Here is a 14,123-nt window from a genome sequence, read left to right as displayed (position 1 = left end):
CGCCGCGCCCTGCCCGCTACTTCCTGCCATAGACCTCGACGCCAGCCTTGCTCCCTGACGAGTTGCCGTAGACCTCTATCTTCTTGATGCAGAGCCGGCTGCCGAGGGACTTCCACCCAGACTCCTGACCCTCTTTCAGGTTCCTGTCAAAGTGCAGGGTCTTGCTGCGGTCGTTGCCGTAGATCACCTTGACCCTGTCCAGGGTCAGATCCCGCCTCGCCTTCACCATGAGCGACTTGACGGGTCGACAGATGACCATGGGGATAGTGGCTGGATAATCCCCCACGCCCAGCAGCAGTGTCTTGCCAAGGCGAATATCATCATCCGCCAGGGCCGGCGTGGCCAGCATCAGCAGGGAGAACGAGAGCGCGACCAGGCCGGGCGCGTGAGCTTGACGAGAGTGTGAAATGGACATGATGCCTCCTGAAAATGGAGGCATCTTAATGAGCCGAACCAAAACCCAGGCTGTACTGGAGCTGAATCCAAGCTGGACCAGGGCTGAACGGGCGCCTCCCCGTCAGTCCCAGCGCTTGAAGATGAGGGAGGTGTTGATGCCACCAAAGGCGAAGTTGTTGGACATCAGGTACTCCACATCCAGCATCCGGCCACCGCTGCGGACATGGTCCAGGGGGGCGCAGGCCGGATCCGGTTCGTTCAGGTTGAGGGTAGGGGCGAACCAGCCCTCGGCCATCATCTCCAGGGAGAGCCAGGCCTCGATGGCGCCGCAGGCCCCCAGGGTATGGCCGAAATAGCTCTTGAGGGAGGAGATGGGCGTACTGTCGCCGAACAGGGCGGCGGTGGCATGACTCTCGGCAATATCGCCGCGCTCGGTGGCCGTGCCATGGGCGCTGATGTAACCGATGTCCTTGGGTTCGAGGCCGGCATCCGCCAGCGCCAGCGCCATGCAGAGCTGCATGGTCTCCTGCTGGGGCTGGGTCACATGGGCCGCGTCGCAGTTGGTGGCAAAGCCCACCAGCTCGGCGATGATGTGGGCACCACGCGCCCTGGCGTGCTCCAGCTCCTCCAGGATCAGGGTCCCCGCCCCCTCGCCGATCACTAGGCCATCCCGGTCCCGGTCAAACGGCCTGGGACTGAGGGACGGAGTGTCGTTCATCTGGCTGGTGGCGAACAGGGTATCGAATACCACGGCCTCGGACGGGCACAACTCTTCGGCCCCCCCGGCAACCATCACATCCTGATAGCCGTGCTTGATCGCCTCATAGGCGTAACCTATGCCCTGGCTGCCCGAGGTGCAGGCACTGGAGGTGGGAATGACCCTCCCCCGCAGACCGAAGAAGAGCCCGGTATTGACCGCCGCCGTGTGCGGCATCATCTGCACATAGGTGGTGGCCGTGATGCTGGCGGTGGTCTTGTCATTGAGCATGGCGCCAAAGGCGCTGATGGGGGCCGTGCTGCCGATGGAGGATCCATAGGCGATCCCGGTGCGCCCGCCGGTCAGCACCGGATGGTCGAGCAGCCCCGCCTGCGCCAGGGCCAGCTCGGTGGCCACGGTCGCCAGCTCAGAGACCCGCCCCATGGCTCGGGTCTTCTTGCGCGGATAGCGGGCCGGCAGCGCAAAGTCCGCGATGGGGGCCGCCAGCCGGGTATTCAAACCCTCATAGACGGCCCACTCCGGCATGGCGCGCACGGCGTTGCGCTCCTCCCTGAGGCGGGGCCCCACGCTCTGCCAGTCATTGCCAAAGGCGGTCACGCCGGCCATGCCGGTGACGACGACACGCTTCATGCTGCTACTCTCCATCCGTTCCCCTTCACCGGGTCAACCCGTCTCATGTCCCCCCTCATACCAGGCCTCCGTTGATCGAGATGACCTGGCGGGTGACGTAACCTGCGATGTCCGACATCAGATAGGAGACCAGCCCCGCCACTTCGTCGGCCTGCCCCATCCGCTTGAGGGGGATCATCTTCAGCGCTTCCGCCTCCACCTCGGCATTCACCATGCCGGTGTCGATGAGGCCGGGGGCCACGCAGTTCACCGTGATCCTGCGCTTGGCCAGCTCCAGGGCCAGGGCCTTGCTGGCCCCTATGATGCCCGCCTTGGCCGCGCTGTAGTTGACCTGGCCCCGGTTCCCCATGATGCCGGAGACCGAGGAGAGGGTCACGATGCGACCGCCCCGACGCAGCCCTATCATGGGCATGATGCAGGGTTTGAGCAGGTTGTAGAAGCCGTCAAGGTTGGTGTGCACCACCCCGTCCCACTCCTCGTCGGTCAGCGCCGGGAAGGCACCGTCGCGGATGACGCCGGCGTTGCAGACCACCCCGTAGTAGGCGCCGTGGGCCTCGATATCGCCCTCCAGCCGGCTGCGGCACTGCTCCCTGTCCGAGATATCGAACTGGATGAGGCGCCCCTGCCCCCCCGCGGCCGTCAGCTCACTCAGGGTACCCTCGGCCCCTTCCCGATCGCTGTGATAGTGCACCACGACATGAAAGCCATCGGCGGCCAGCCTCAGGGCGATGGCACGGCCTATGCCCTTGCTGGCACCGGTCACCAGTACGGTGGAATTCATCCTCACTCCCTCTTCAAAAAAACAGACAATTCGACGGTTGCATGCAACCAACCCCGCCAGGATCGCATCTGTCCTGCTATCCAAGCAGGGTCGACAACTCCTCATCGCCCGGCAGATAGGTGCTGAGCCTAGCCTCGGCGCAGGGCAGATCCCCGCACAGGATCCGGCACTCGAAGCTCGCCATGCCGCCATCCTCCAGCAGGCATTCGGCCTCGATGACGAGCCGTTCACCGGCCGCGAAGCTCGGCACCCGACACTGGTACTGCCGGCTGCCGAGCAGCATGCCGATGCGCACCGGCGCCCCCCGCGCCCTGGCCCGCATCCCGGCCCAGGCGGCTATGGTCTGGGCCATCAGCTCAAGACCCACCCAGGCGGGCAGATTGCCCCGCTCGTCCAGCAACAGGCCGTGGCGCTCGCCGATACGGGTCTCGCAGCGCACCCGGGTCCCCTGGTAATCCAGCAGCCGGTCCAGCAGCAGCATGGGGGCCTGGTGGGGCAGCAACTCGGCGATGGTGATCTCGTTCATGCTTCTTTCCCCTGATCAATCGGCACGGTACGCCCCAGCAGCAGGCTGGCGTTATTGCCGCCGAAGGCGAAGGAGTTGGACAGCACCCTGGCCACTGATCTGCCACGACCGGAAGCCACGCCGGCCTGCACCAGCGCGATGGGCGCCAGGGCGGGATCCTGCTCGCCCCCCTGATGAGGCAGGGCCAGTCCCAGCTCCATCAGCAGGCAGCAGAGCGCCGCCTCGATGGCGCCCGCCGCTCCCAGGGTGTGGCCGGTCAGCATCTTGGTGGAGCTGCAGGGCGCCGTCCCTTTTCCGCCAAACAGACGGGCCAGGGCCTGGCTCTCCATCTCGTCGTTGAGCCGGGTCGCGGTGCCGTGCAGGTTGATGTAGTCAAGGTCGGCGGCGCCGAGCCCGGCCTGGCGCAGCGCCATGGCCATCGCGGCTTCGGCCCCGATCCCCTCCGGATGAGGGGCCGAGATGTGCCAGGCATCGGAGGATTCACCGGCACCGAGCAGGGCCAGTTCGGCGTGCTCCCGGGTCAGCAGGAAGAGGGCGGCCCCCTCCCCGATGTTGATGCCCCGCCGCTCGCGGCCAAAGGGGCGACAGCGCTCTAGGCTCAGGGACTCCAGGCTGTCGAAGCCGTTGAGGGTCAGCCCGCACAGGCTGTCCGCCCCCCCGACGATGACCGCATCCGCCAGCCCGCTCATCAACAGCCGCTGACCGCTGATGAAGGCGCGGGCGCTGGATGAACAGGCGGTGGAGAGGGTGTAGGCGGGGCCGGTGAGGCCCAGATGACGGGCCAGAAACTCGCTCGGCGAACCCAGCTCCTGCTGGCGGTAGTCAAACCCCGCCGGCAGCGGTTGGCCCGAGTGCATGGCCGCGACGGCGACCTCGGCCTCGGCGATCCCCGAGGTGCTGGTGCCGAGCACGATGGCGATGCGATCCGCGCCCAACCGGCGCTTAAACCCGTCGAGGGCGGGCTGGATCTGGGCAAGGGCCGCCAGCAGCAGACGGTTGTTGCGCGATTCATAGGCACAGAACGTCGCCGGGATGGCGGGCAGTTCGGCGTGCACGCGGCCGACCGGGGTGAGCCGGCCATCGCTCAGTACGGCCCGTTCAGCGTCGAGGGGGGTGATGCCGGCCTGCTGCCAGCGGGCCAGGGCCGCAGACACGGCCGCCTTGCCCTCCCCCAATGCGCAGATCAGGCCATAACCCTGGATATAACAGGGGGCAACGGGAGCCGCGCCTTTCACGTTCAGATTCATGGGGCCAGCCTCTCCATCTGCAACTGGTAATCGAAGGCGTGCTGGATGAGCCGCACCGGCTCGCGCTCCCCGGCGATCAGGCGGTAGTGGATCTCGCTCACCAGCCGGCCGTCGGGATCGGTCAGGCGCCGCACCATGCCGTCATCCTCGAGGCGCCAGCCTGCCGGCAACCGGGGCTGCCAGGCTGTGAGCGGCCAGTAGCTCAGCATCACGTCGGCGAGCACCTGGGTCACCGGCGGCAGGGCGGTACCGCCGAGCTGCGCGGCGAGCTGCTCGGTGTGAATGCTCTCGCCGTCGTAGCTGAGCCGGAACAGGCGGATCCCGCTCGGGGTCAAGCCTGCCAGGGCGAGCCGGTGGCCGTCGGCCTCCAGCACGGTCAGCAGCTGATGATCCCCCCCCTTGCTGTGGGCGCTCAGCAGTTGCTGGCGATAGAGGGGCTGGACACGGACCGGTGCCGGCAGCAGCACACTGGTGCCCGGGGCCAGATAGGCGCGGTTCTCAGGCACGGGCTGGCTGGCGCAGGCGCCGAGCAAGAGGGCGAACAACAGGGGCAAGAGCTGCTTCATGATGAGTCCTGCAGGGCTGTGGTGAATGGTGGTCATCGCCGCTCCAGTACCAGTGGCGAGAGCAGAAACGCGATAAAGATGCCGCCGCTCAGCACCAGGCCGAAGCCCGCGATGGCCGAGGTATGGCTCAGGGCCAGCAGGCCGAACGACAGCTGGGTGGTCAGGTTGGCCAGCAGGATGGCGAACATGGTCGAGCGTTGGCGCAGGGGATCTTCGCCGCTGTAGGCGAAGAAGAGGCTGTAGTCGATGCCGATGCCGAAGATGAGGCTCATGGCCAGCACCCCGAACAGGGTGAGCGGCTGACCGCAGGCGGCCAGCAGGGCCAGGCCTGCCCCCAGCGAGAAGCCGCTGATCAGCAGGATCCGCAGGCTCTTGCGCCAGCCGAACCTCACCCACAGCAGCACGCCCACCAGGGCGATGGCCAGCAGCAGCAGCTCGGTCAGCTTGACGCGGTAGTGGGCAAACAGCTGGCTCCACTGGCCGCGCTGATCCTGCCAGAAGACCCCCTCCTGCCCCTCGGCCAGGGCCGCCACGGCCACCCCGTCCGTCACCCCGTAGACCGGCAGCCAGAGCGCGACCCGACCATCTGGCAAGCCGTGCCAGAGCAGCCGGCTCCCCTCGCTGACGGGACTCCCGAGCCAGTGCGCCGGAGTCAGGGGATGCCAGGGGCGAGGCTCGGCCCTGGCCGGCACCCCGGCCCGGTTGAGCCGCGCCACCACCTCGGGCAGCAGACGGGTGAGGGCGGCGTGATCCGCCCGCTGCTGCGCCAGGGAGGGCAGCCACTGGGCCAGCGAGACGAAGCCCGCCAGCTGGCCCGCGGCCCTGGCCTCGGTCAGCTTCTGGCTCATGGCCTCGAGGCGCTGCAGGGCGGTCTCCCCATCTTTCGCCGTCACCAGAAAGCCGGTCATGCCCCCCTGCTGGCCGGTGAGCTGCTGGATCTGCCGCTCCTGGGCCTGCAACTCGGTGGGCAGGGGTTGCAGACGGGCGATGTCGTCGTCGACCTCCAGCCGGCTCAATCCCGCCCCGATCAGGGTCAGGCAGAGCAGCGGCACGCCCCGGCGCAAGGCGGGCCACTCGCGCCACCAGCTGAGCCAGAGCGCCATCGGCACCAGCACGCGAGCTTCCCGCCGGGGCAGGTCACCGAGCCAGAGCGGGAACAGGCAGAGCACGGTAATGAACGAGGCCGTCAGCCCCACCAGGGCGCAGAGCGCCATCTGCTGCAAGCCGGGGAAGGGGGCGAGCCAGAGCAGTCCATAGCCCACCAGGGTGGCGAACAGCGCCATCGAGAGGCTGGGCAGCAGGCGGGCGCGGGTCTGGTGCGGGCTCTCCTGCTGGCCGTGCAGGCGCCGCTCGGTCAGGAAGTGGATGCCGTAATCTATGATGCCGACCAGGCTGGAGCTGATCACCAGGGTGAAGATGTGCACCTCGCCAAACCACAGCACCACGGCCAGTACCCCCCAGGCGAGGCCAATGGCGATGGGCAGCAGGGAGATCCAGAGCGCCCGGTACGAGCGAAACGCCAGCCACATCAGCAGCAGGACCCCGACCGTGGAGCCCAGCCCTATGGTGGAGATGTCCTGCTGGGCCAGCTCGCTGGCATGCTGACTGTAGAAGAGGGTGCCGCGGCGCAGCAGCTCCAAGCCGGGATATTGGCTCTTGAGGCCCTGCTCCGCCGCGTCGAGGCGGCTTAGCAGCTCGGTATTGCGAGCGAGGTCGAAGGCCGACAGATCCAGCTCGGCCCGCAGCAGGAACCACTGCCTGCCGGCCCCATCCTCGCTCAGCAGCCAGCCATGGTCGAGACGCAGGGGGCTGGCAACCTGGCCCTGCACCCCGGCCCGGACCAGCAGCAGGGGGTCGGCCTGCCACTCGGCGCGGGAGACGCCGCCGAAGGGGCTGTAGATCTGGCCGAGCACCCACTGGCTCCAGGCCTCCGGCCCCGCCGCCAGCCGGGCCCGGCTGCCCTCGTCGAGGCGCTGCCAGGCATGGTCATAGAGAAACCCTTGCCAGACCGAGGCCAGTTCAGGCTGGGCACCGCGCACCGCACTGAGCTCGGGCAAGGCGTTCAGGGTCTTGGCCCACGCCTGCGCCGCGACGCGGCCATCCTGCCCCGCCGGCAGGCTCAGCATCCAGACCAGCTGCCTGTCGAGCTGGCGCAGCAAGCCCTCACGCAGGGCCGGATCCAGGGTGGCGCGATCCTCGTGGGGCAACAGGTCCATCAGGCTGGTGTTGATCCGGCCCAGGGAGAGCTGCCAGCCGAGCAGCGCCAGGGCCAGCAGGCTGAGCAGCAGCCAGCAGCAGGAGAAGCGGCGCCAGGTCAGCTCGCTCCAGCCCCGGACAGAGGATGCGCGTTCGGCAGCAGATGCGGCGGGCTGTTCAGGGAGCAAAATGGGCCTGCTCCTCGGCAGATAGGGGCAGCGTCACCCTCTGCCAGTGAGAGAAGCGGATGCGGGTCTCGTCTCCCTGGCGATCGGCGATCACCAGCCGCTCCAGCTGCTTGCCACCGCTCAGGGTCAGGCTGGCAAACACCTTGTCGAGCGGCGCCACCTGCGGCGTCAGCACCAGGCTCCAGCCCTGCTCGCCGGACTGGAAAGTGAGGGCGAAGTAGCGGGTCAGCGTCTGCTCGTCCGAACCGAACAGGGCCAGCATCATGCTGCTGAACTGGAGCAGCTGGGGATTGTCGATCACCTGGACAGGGCCCTGCCCCACCTGCTGGCTCATGCGCTTGGCGGTCAGGCTCAGGGCCAGCTCGAAGGGCTGCAGCTGATGCCACCAGAGCCCCTGACCCCGCACCAGCAGCAGCTCGCCGCTGGATGTCAGGGGCCGGGCCAGCCCTTCCACCTGCTTCTCCTGCTCGAAGCGGGCGCGCTGGGCGGGTTCTGCACTCAGCAGCTCGCGGACCTCGGCCTGGGTCATGGGCAAGGCCCATGCGGCCATCGGCATCATCAGCCACAGGCAGGCACAGAGCCAGCCTCCCATGCCCTTGATCAGGCGCCTCATTCGCTCACTCCCAGCTTGTCGAGCAGCACCCTTGGGGAGGCGAGACACATCTCGCCACTCTCCTTGTTCACCGCCACCTGGATGCTGTAGCCCTTGCTGGTGCGCACCCCGCTCTTCGCATCGAACAGCTGGTACTCGATCTTGAGGCGGTTCTGGTATTCGCACAGCCGCGCCTCGACCCGCACCTTCTGACCGAAGCGCAGGGGCGCCATGTACTTGAGGCGCAGATCGATGATGGGCCAGTGATAGCCGGAGGCCTCCATCTGGGGATAGTTGTAATCGATCCGCTCCAGCAGGGCGCAGCGGGCCAGCTCGATGTAGCGCACATAGTGCCCATGCCAGGCCACCGCCATCATATCCACGTCGTGGAACGGGATCTCCACCTCTATGCTGTGGCTGATCATCCAGGGTTCACTCTGCATATGAGGTTTCCTCGTACAGATCGTAATGGCGGGCCTGCAAGCGGGCGATCAGGGCCCTGAGCTCCTGCTCCAGCGGCCTGTCCTCCACCAGCGCCGGGTGATCTTCTCGCACCGCCAGCACCATCTCCCGCAGAGGTTGGCTCAGTGCCTCCAGCCCAGAGTGCTGCAGGCCCAGGCGCAGCTCGACCCCCTGCACCGCCGCCAGCAGGCAGGCTGCCCCCACCTGCTCGGTCAGGGTCAGCACCCGCAGCGCATCCCGCGCCGCTATGGTGCCCATGCTCACCTTGTCCTGGTTGTGGCACTCGGTGGAGCGGGAGAAGACGCTGGCGGGCATGGTCAGCTTGAGCGCCTCCGCTGTCCAGGCGGAGACCCCTATCTGCACCGCCTTGAAGCCGTGGTTGATCATACGCCGCTCGCCGCTGGCGCCGGACAGATTGCTCGGCAGGCCGCCGTTGAACTTGACGTCCACCAGCTGGGCCAGCTGGCGGTCGAGCAGATCGGCGAGGTTCGCCACCGCCGTCTTCATGCTGTCCATGGCCATGGCGATGTGGCCGCCGTAGAAGTGACCGCCGTGCATCACGTGCTCGAAGTCGCCGTCGATGAGCGGGTTATCGTTGGCGCTGTTGAGCTCGTTCTCGATGAGCTGGCGCCACCAGGGCAGGCTGTCGGCCACCACGCCGATGACGTGGGGGGCGCAGCGCAGGGAGTATCTGTCCTGCAGCCGGTCGCTGTGGCGGGGCAGCTCGCCGCTTCGCAGATCGGCCCGCAGCCAGGCGGCGATATTCTGCATGCCGGGGTGCGGCTTGGCCGCGAACAACCGCTCGTCGAAGTGGAAGGCGTTGCCCTCCATGGCGACGCTGACCAGGGCGGTGATCCGGGTTGCCAGCCGCATCAGGTATTCGGTGCGGGCATAGGCGAGGCAGGCGAGCGCCGTCATCACCGAGGTGCCGTTCATCAGGGCCAGCCCCTCTTTCGGACGCAGCCGCAGCGGCATCACCCCCAGTTCGCCATAGACATCCGAGGTGCTGGCGAGCCGGCCGTCCCGATAGAGCTCACGCTCCCCCACCAGCACGGCGGCCACGTAGGAGAGCGGGGTGAGATCGCCGCTGGCCCCCACCGACCCCTCCTGCGGGATGCGCGGGATCAGATCCTGCTCCAGCAGCCAGCAGAGCCGCTCCAGCAGTGCCTGGCTGACGCCGGAGACCCCCTGGGCCAGGGAGCAGAGGCGGGTCACCAGCACGGCGCGTCCGGCCGCGACGCCGAGATCCTCCCCCAGGCCGCAGCCGTGGAAGCGGGTCAGGTGCAGGGGCAGCTCGGCCACCAGGGTGGGGGGCACGGCCCGGGTCACGGAGTCGCCGTAGCCCGTGGTCACCCCGTAGATGACCCCCTCCTCCGCCAGCAGGCGATCGAGGAAGTCGGCGCCACGCTGAACGCGGGCCATAAAGGCGGGATCGGCGTTCAACGCCGGGCGGGCGCGGCGCTCGGCCAGAGCCACCACCTGCTCTATGGTGAGCCGTCCAGCCCCGAAGGTGACCTGGGGAGAGGGAGTATCACTGTTCATCATGGGTCAGCTGCCAAAAATCGAAGAAATTGAACCAGTCCAGCGGCGCGTGCAGGCAGTGGTGCTGCAAGCGGTCTGCATAGGCCTGTACCCAGTGGCGCAGGGCCGCCTCCCGTTCGGCGCGGGGCAACAGCAGCCGCTCGGCGAAGGGCTCGAAATGGACCCTAAAACGCCCCTGCTCCTTGAGGCCGAACATCAGATAGACGGGGCAGGCCAGGACGCTGGCCAGGGCGAAGGGCCCCAGCGGGAAGGGGGCCGGCGCGCCGAGGAAGTCGGCCCAGACCACCCGCTTCTCCCGGGTCACCGAGGTGCGGTCCCCGACGATCACCACCCACTCCCCCGCCTCTATCTTCTCCTTGAGCAGGATGGCGGTGTCAGCCCCCATCTCCTGCACCTGGATGAGATTGATGCCGGCATCCGGATTGACCTGCCTGAGCAGGGCGTTGAAGCGGGCCGCGTGGCGGGTGAACACCAGGGCATTGATGCGCACCTGGCCGTCCCGGGTGCCGAGCGCCCGGCACAGCTCCAGATCCCCGAGATGGGAGCCGAGCAGCAGCAGGCCGCGCCCGCTGGCCAGGGCCGCCTCGTGGTGCTCTCGCCCCACCAGCTCGACCCGCTCCCGGGGAATGTCGCCACGCCAGCCCGCCAGCTTGTCCAGCGCCGCCTCGCCAAAGCGCAGGAAGTGCCGGAAGCTCGTTCTCGGCTCGGGGGGCAGGGCCACCTGCTGGCTGGCCGCGAAGGCTTCCAGCCTCTTCAGATACTGCTCGGACGCCGCCCGCTGGCGGCGACCTGTCAGCCAGAAGTAGCCGATGACGGGGTAGAGCAGCGCCTTGAAGCCCGTCCGGCCCAGCAGCCGATAGCTGGCCAGCATGATCTGCAGGCCCAGCAGCGAGCCCCGCTCCGGCGTGCGCGACCAGTGCCGCCTGCCCTGCTGCCAGAGCCGGACCGGCACGGCAGGCAGCTTGCGAACCCCATCCCAGAGCAGTCGGCACACCAATCGGGTGTGCATCCAGGAGATGTCCACGTTGTCCCGCCAGAGCCGAAAGTGCGAGCTGCCGTCTTCGGGATAGATGACCCGGGTCGGCACGAAGCGCATGGGCACCCCGCGCCAATGGAGGCGCACCATCACCTCGGTATCGAAATCCATGCGCCGGCCGAGGCGCACCTCGTCCAGCAGGGCGCAGCTGGTTGCCAGGGGGTAGACCCGAAAGCCGCACATGCTGTCCTGTATGGTGAAGGAGAGGGTCTCTATCCAGACCCAGACATGGGTGATGTAGCGGCCATAGAGACGCCCCCTGGGCACGGAGTCATCGTAGAGGGGGCGTCCCGAGACCAGGGCATCCGGCTGGCGTTCGGCCTCCGCCAGCAGGCGCGGCACGTCCGCGAGGCAGTGCTGGCCATCCGCGTCTATCTGCACCCCGTGGCTGAAGCCCAGGGCCCGTGCGGCCATGAGCCCGGTGGCCACGGCGGCCCCCTTGCCGAGGTTGCGATCGTGACGCAACAGGGTCAGCCACGCCCCATGTTCCTCGGCCAGGGCATCCAGGGCGGCGGCAGCACCGGGCTCGCTGCCGTCGTCGATCAGCAGGCAGGGCAGTCCCAGGGGGTGCAGCTCGGCCAGTACCCCGGCCAGGGGGGCAGAGTGGTTGTAACAGGGGATGATGAGGCAGGGATTCAGGGACATAGCCGCACCCGACCGCTGCTGGCATGCTCGTCTCCGAGCCGGTAACTGAACAGCAGCTGGCTCTTGTCGGCCTGCCAGCAGAGGTGCAACTCGCACTCCTGGCCCGGCCGCAACGGCCGCTGGAACTTGAGCTGGTTCATGCCGGCGAAGCTCCCCGCCAGGCCTGGCAACTGGCGGCCATAGTGCATGGCCCAGTGCACCTGCACCACACCGGGCAACAGGGGCGCGCCCGGGAAGTGGCCGCGAAACCAGGGCAGCTCGGGGTCGAGACGCAGGCGCAGCACCAGATCGCGCCCCTGCCAATGCTGCTCGAGCAGGGTGGGCAGCCCGCTTATCTGCATGGCGCCTGCCCGCTGGCTGGGTCTTCCATCTGGCCCAAGGCGGGCTCTTTGGCATTGATGTCCATGGGTGCCTTATCGAATAATGCTCTCAACTGCCCCCAGGGGCGCTTCCCCTGGCTGTTGAGGGGCAGCTCGGGCAGCAGGCGCAGCCGGCGCGGCAGGGCGACCGGCTCGAGCCAGGGCCTCAGTTGCTCCCGCAGGGCGATGAGGAAACGACCTGGCCCCAGCGCCTGCCACTGGATCAGTCCCGCCTCGGTCAATACCAGCACGGCACCGAGCTGCTGCCTAGTCGCCACGTTCAGAGGCAACACGGCCACCTCCCGCACCCAGGGCAGTGCCCGCAGCCGCCCCTCCACCTCCTCGAGGGAGATGCGTTTCTCTTCGAGCTTGATCACCCTGTCCCCCCGCCCCAGCAGATGAAAACCGGACTCGCACAGACGAATGCGATCGGCACAGAGCAGGGGGGCGCCATCCGGCAGGTAGGGGGATCTCAGCAGCAGCTGGTCGTCTTCTCCCAGCGCGATCGCTATGCCCGGCATGGGTTGCCAGGGGGTGTCGGCCTCCTGACTCTGGCGCCAGGCGATGCCGCCGGTCTCGCTGCTGCCAAACACCTCCACCGGCAATCGGCCGAGGAGTTGCTCGCACCGGGACGCATCTGCCGGCGCCAGGGGGCCGCCGGAGGAGACGACGAGACGACAGCCCGTCGCCTTGAGTCCGGGGTCGAGCCGGCTGAGAAGCGCCGGGGAGGCGATCAATGCCCACAGGCCAGGCTGTGCGCTCAGTTGCTCGGGGTAGAGCGTCAGGGTACGGGCGAAGGGCACGCGCAGGATGAGCGGCAGCAGGATGCGAAACAGCAGGCCATAGATGTGTTGATGACTGACGCTCGCCAGCAGGCGGGCCCCCGCCAGCGGCTCGCCCCAGAGTGCCATCAGCACCCTCAGCTCGGCATCCAGCTGGTGCCAGGTCTTGGGGATCGCCTTGGGCTGCCCCGTCGAGCCCGAGGTGAACAGGGTCAGTCGCAGGGAGACGGGGGCAGGCCAGCGTGCGGTCGACGGCGCCTCGGCCGCGGTGGACAGGGGCAGATGCAACCAGGGGACGGCACTCCCCTCCCCCAGGGTCTGGCTATCGGTCAGCACCCCATCGAACCCGGCACTGAGCTCGGCCAGGGCGGCCGGCCGCTGATGACCGGGCAGGATGGCCTCCCGTCCCGTCAGGGCGCAGGCGAGCAGGGCCTCTGCAAACAGCAGACTGTCCTCGAAGCAGAGCGCCCAGCGCCGGGCGGGCAGGCTCGCCAACCGGGTGGCCAGCCGTTCGGCCCCCAGACGGAGGGCACCGAAAGCGGCATCCCCTTGCGGACCAAACGCCACCACCTCGTCATCGGCTCGCCCCCAGATGGCGGCGAGCAGGTTCGCTGGCGCCATCATGCTGCGAAACGCCGTTTGACTCGGCGGCGCACCAGGTACTCCCCTGCCATCAACAGCGCCATCAGCAGATAGCTGACGAGACCGTTGTAGAGGCTCCAGAGGGCGAGATCCCCGTACCAGACGGTGGCGACAGCCAGGCCACCGTTGAGTACGAAGAAGCCGCACCAGACCTGAGTCACGATACGGGTATAGCGCACCCCGGCCGGCGGCAAATCGGGATCTTGCAGGCGCGCGAGGCGCTCCACCAGGCTCATGGGCTGGGTCAGGCTCCAGCCAAACAGACAGAGCAGTGCCAATGAGACAGCGATGGGGTAGTAGAGCAGCCAGTGCTGGGCCGAGAAGAGGGCGCTCAGGCTCGTCAGCAGCAGGCCGACGCAGGCCAGCAGGCGACCGAGCAGCAACCACTCGCGCCGCGGGGCTGACCCGGGCAGGAGGCGCAGGGCGAAAGTGACCATCAGGATCACAAGCAAGGCGGAGCCACCCCAATGGGTCAGCCCCCAATACACCGCCAGGGGATAGACCAGCAGCAGACCGCCCGCCAGCAGGGAGAGCAGGCGCATCATGGCAGCAGATCAGCCATGGTTCATCAGACGATCGACCGCCTCGACCACATCGGCCACGCTGCGCACCGACTTGAACTCTTCGGGCTTGATCTTCTTGCCGGTGAGTTTTTGCAGGTGCACCACCAGATCGATGGCATCTATGCTGTCGAGCTCCAGATCCTGGTAAAGCTGGGCATCCAGGGTCACGGCATCTTCATCCACCTCGAACAGCTCGACCAGGGTCGCCTTCACCTTGGTAAAAATGTCGTCTCTATTCATCACGATATCTCC

Annotated in this window: 15 protein-coding genes; all 15 read right to left on the bottom strand. The window is 67.7% G+C overall.

Annotated features, from left to right (window positions below; all coding sequences use genetic code 11):
- Positions 1-16: 16 nt before the first annotated feature.
- Positions 17-355, bottom strand: coding sequence for a DUF2541 family protein (locus tag I6L39_RS11245; RefSeq protein WP_244462969.1), 339 nt, complete (start codon positions 353-355; stop codon positions 17-19).
- A 162-nt stretch (positions 356-517) separates the two neighbouring features.
- A complete protein-coding gene (locus I6L39_RS11240) occupies positions 518-1,744 on the bottom strand; it encodes a beta-ketoacyl-ACP synthase (protein ID WP_216989697.1) in 1,227 nt (408 codons plus the stop codon).
- A 55-nt stretch (positions 1,745-1,799) separates the two neighbouring features.
- Positions 1,800-2,525 carry a 3-ketoacyl-ACP reductase FabG2 gene (locus I6L39_RS11235; protein ID WP_216989696.1) on the bottom strand — a complete coding sequence of 242 codons (726 nt, stop codon included), beginning with the start codon at positions 2,523-2,525 and terminating at the stop codon, positions 1,800-1,802.
- A gap of 76 nt (positions 2,526-2,601) precedes the next feature.
- Positions 2,602-3,051: a hotdog family protein gene (locus I6L39_RS11230; RefSeq protein ID WP_216989695.1), complete on the bottom strand. Its 450-nt coding sequence runs from the start codon at positions 3,049-3,051 to the stop codon at positions 2,602-2,604.
- Positions 3,048-4,298 (bottom strand): beta-ketoacyl-[acyl-carrier-protein] synthase family protein, encoded by a 1,251-nt coding sequence (locus I6L39_RS11225; protein ID WP_216989694.1) that lies wholly within the window; start codon positions 4,296-4,298, stop codon positions 3,048-3,050. Before I6L39_RS11225 ends, I6L39_RS11230 begins: the two co-directional genes overlap by 4 nt.
- Positions 4,295-4,864, bottom strand: a complete 570-nt coding sequence (locus I6L39_RS11220; RefSeq protein ID WP_216989693.1) for a DUF3261 domain-containing protein — start codon at positions 4,862-4,864, stop codon at positions 4,295-4,297. Before I6L39_RS11220 ends, I6L39_RS11225 begins: the two co-directional genes overlap by 4 nt.
- A gap of 32 nt (positions 4,865-4,896) precedes the next feature.
- Entirely contained in the window at positions 4,897-7,248 is a 2,352-nt protein-coding gene (locus I6L39_RS11215) for an MMPL family transporter (RefSeq protein WP_216989692.1), read from the bottom strand.
- Positions 7,238-7,807 (bottom strand): outer membrane lipoprotein carrier protein LolA, encoded by a 570-nt coding sequence (locus tag I6L39_RS11210; protein WP_254203777.1) that lies wholly within the window; start codon positions 7,805-7,807, stop codon positions 7,238-7,240. Before I6L39_RS11210 ends, I6L39_RS11215 begins: the two co-directional genes overlap by 11 nt.
- Before the next feature lie 50 nt (positions 7,808-7,857).
- A complete protein-coding gene (locus tag I6L39_RS11205; protein WP_216989690.1) occupies positions 7,858-8,283 on the bottom strand; it encodes a thioesterase family protein in 426 nt (141 codons plus the stop codon).
- Positions 8,273-9,847: a histidine ammonia-lyase gene (gene hutH, locus I6L39_RS11200; protein ID WP_216989689.1), complete on the bottom strand. Its 1,575-nt coding sequence runs from the start codon at positions 9,845-9,847 to the stop codon at positions 8,273-8,275. The genes I6L39_RS11205 and hutH overlap by 11 nt, the downstream gene beginning before the upstream one ends.
- Complete coding sequence (locus I6L39_RS11195) at positions 9,834-11,519, bottom strand: glycosyltransferase (RefSeq protein ID WP_216991784.1); 1,686 nt, start codon at positions 11,517-11,519, stop codon at positions 9,834-9,836. The genes hutH and I6L39_RS11195 overlap by 14 nt, the downstream gene beginning before the upstream one ends.
- Positions 11,516-11,866, bottom strand: a complete 351-nt coding sequence (locus I6L39_RS11190) for a 3-hydroxyacyl-ACP dehydratase FabZ family protein (protein WP_216989688.1) — start codon at positions 11,864-11,866, stop codon at positions 11,516-11,518. Before I6L39_RS11190 ends, I6L39_RS11195 begins: the two co-directional genes overlap by 4 nt.
- Entirely contained in the window at positions 11,857-13,290 is a 1,434-nt protein-coding gene (locus I6L39_RS11185) for an AMP-binding protein (RefSeq protein ID WP_254203633.1), read from the bottom strand. The genes I6L39_RS11190 and I6L39_RS11185 overlap by 10 nt, the downstream gene beginning before the upstream one ends.
- Positions 13,287-13,853, bottom strand: a complete 567-nt coding sequence (locus tag I6L39_RS11180; protein WP_216989687.1) for a hypothetical protein — start codon at positions 13,851-13,853, stop codon at positions 13,287-13,289. The genes I6L39_RS11185 and I6L39_RS11180 overlap by 4 nt, the downstream gene beginning before the upstream one ends.
- A gap of 9 nt (positions 13,854-13,862) precedes the next feature.
- Positions 13,863-14,111 carry an acyl carrier protein gene (locus I6L39_RS11175; RefSeq protein WP_042079155.1) on the bottom strand — a complete coding sequence of 83 codons (249 nt, stop codon included), beginning with the start codon at positions 14,109-14,111 and terminating at the stop codon, positions 13,863-13,865.
- Positions 14,112-14,123: the final 12 nt, after the last annotated feature.

Origin of the sequence: Aeromonas sp. FDAARGOS 1409 (assembly GCF_019048705.1) — a bacterium.
Lineage (GTDB): Bacteria > Pseudomonadota > Gammaproteobacteria > Enterobacterales > Aeromonadaceae > Aeromonas > Aeromonas sanarellii.
Note: the sequence above shows the minus strand (reverse complement) of the source record. Positions and strands in the feature narration are given on the sequence as shown.

Excerpts from the sequence above, each read along its gene's own strand:
- I6L39_RS11235 (WP_216989696.1), bottom strand. The coding sequence starts at position 2,525 with ATGAATTCCACCGTACTGGTGACCGGTGCCAGCAAGGGCATAGGCCGT.
- I6L39_RS11190 (WP_216989688.1), bottom strand. The coding sequence starts at position 11,866 with ATGCAGATAAGCGGGCTGCCCACCCTGCTCGAGCAGCATTGGCAGGGG.
- I6L39_RS11180 (WP_216989687.1), bottom strand. The coding sequence starts at position 13,853 with ATGATGCGCCTGCTCTCCCTGCTGGCGGGCGGTCTGCTGCTGGTCTAT.
- I6L39_RS11210 (WP_254203777.1), bottom strand. The coding sequence starts at position 7,807 with ATGATGCCGATGGCCGCATGGGCCTTGCCCATGACCCAGGCCGAGGTC.
- I6L39_RS11175 (WP_042079155.1), bottom strand. The coding sequence starts at position 14,111 with ATGAATAGAGACGACATTTTTACCAAGGTGAAGGCGACCCTGGTCGAG.
- I6L39_RS11220 (WP_216989693.1), bottom strand. The coding sequence starts at position 4,864 with ATGAAGCAGCTCTTGCCCCTGTTGTTCGCCCTCTTGCTCGGCGCCTGC.
- hutH (WP_216989689.1), bottom strand. The coding sequence starts at position 9,847 with ATGATGAACAGTGATACTCCCTCTCCCCAGGTCACCTTCGGGGCTGGA.
- I6L39_RS11230 (WP_216989695.1), bottom strand. The coding sequence starts at position 3,051 with ATGAACGAGATCACCATCGCCGAGTTGCTGCCCCACCAGGCCCCCATG.
- I6L39_RS11240 (WP_216989697.1), bottom strand. The coding sequence starts at position 1,744 with ATGAAGCGTGTCGTCGTCACCGGCATGGCCGGCGTGACCGCCTTTGGC.
- I6L39_RS11225 (WP_216989694.1), bottom strand. The coding sequence starts at position 4,298 with ATGAATCTGAACGTGAAAGGCGCGGCTCCCGTTGCCCCCTGTTATATC.
- I6L39_RS11185 (WP_254203633.1), bottom strand. The coding sequence starts at position 13,290 with ATGATGGCGCCAGCGAACCTGCTCGCCGCCATCTGGGGGCGAGCCGAT.
- I6L39_RS11205 (WP_216989690.1), bottom strand. The coding sequence starts at position 8,283 with ATGCAGAGTGAACCCTGGATGATCAGCCACAGCATAGAGGTGGAGATC.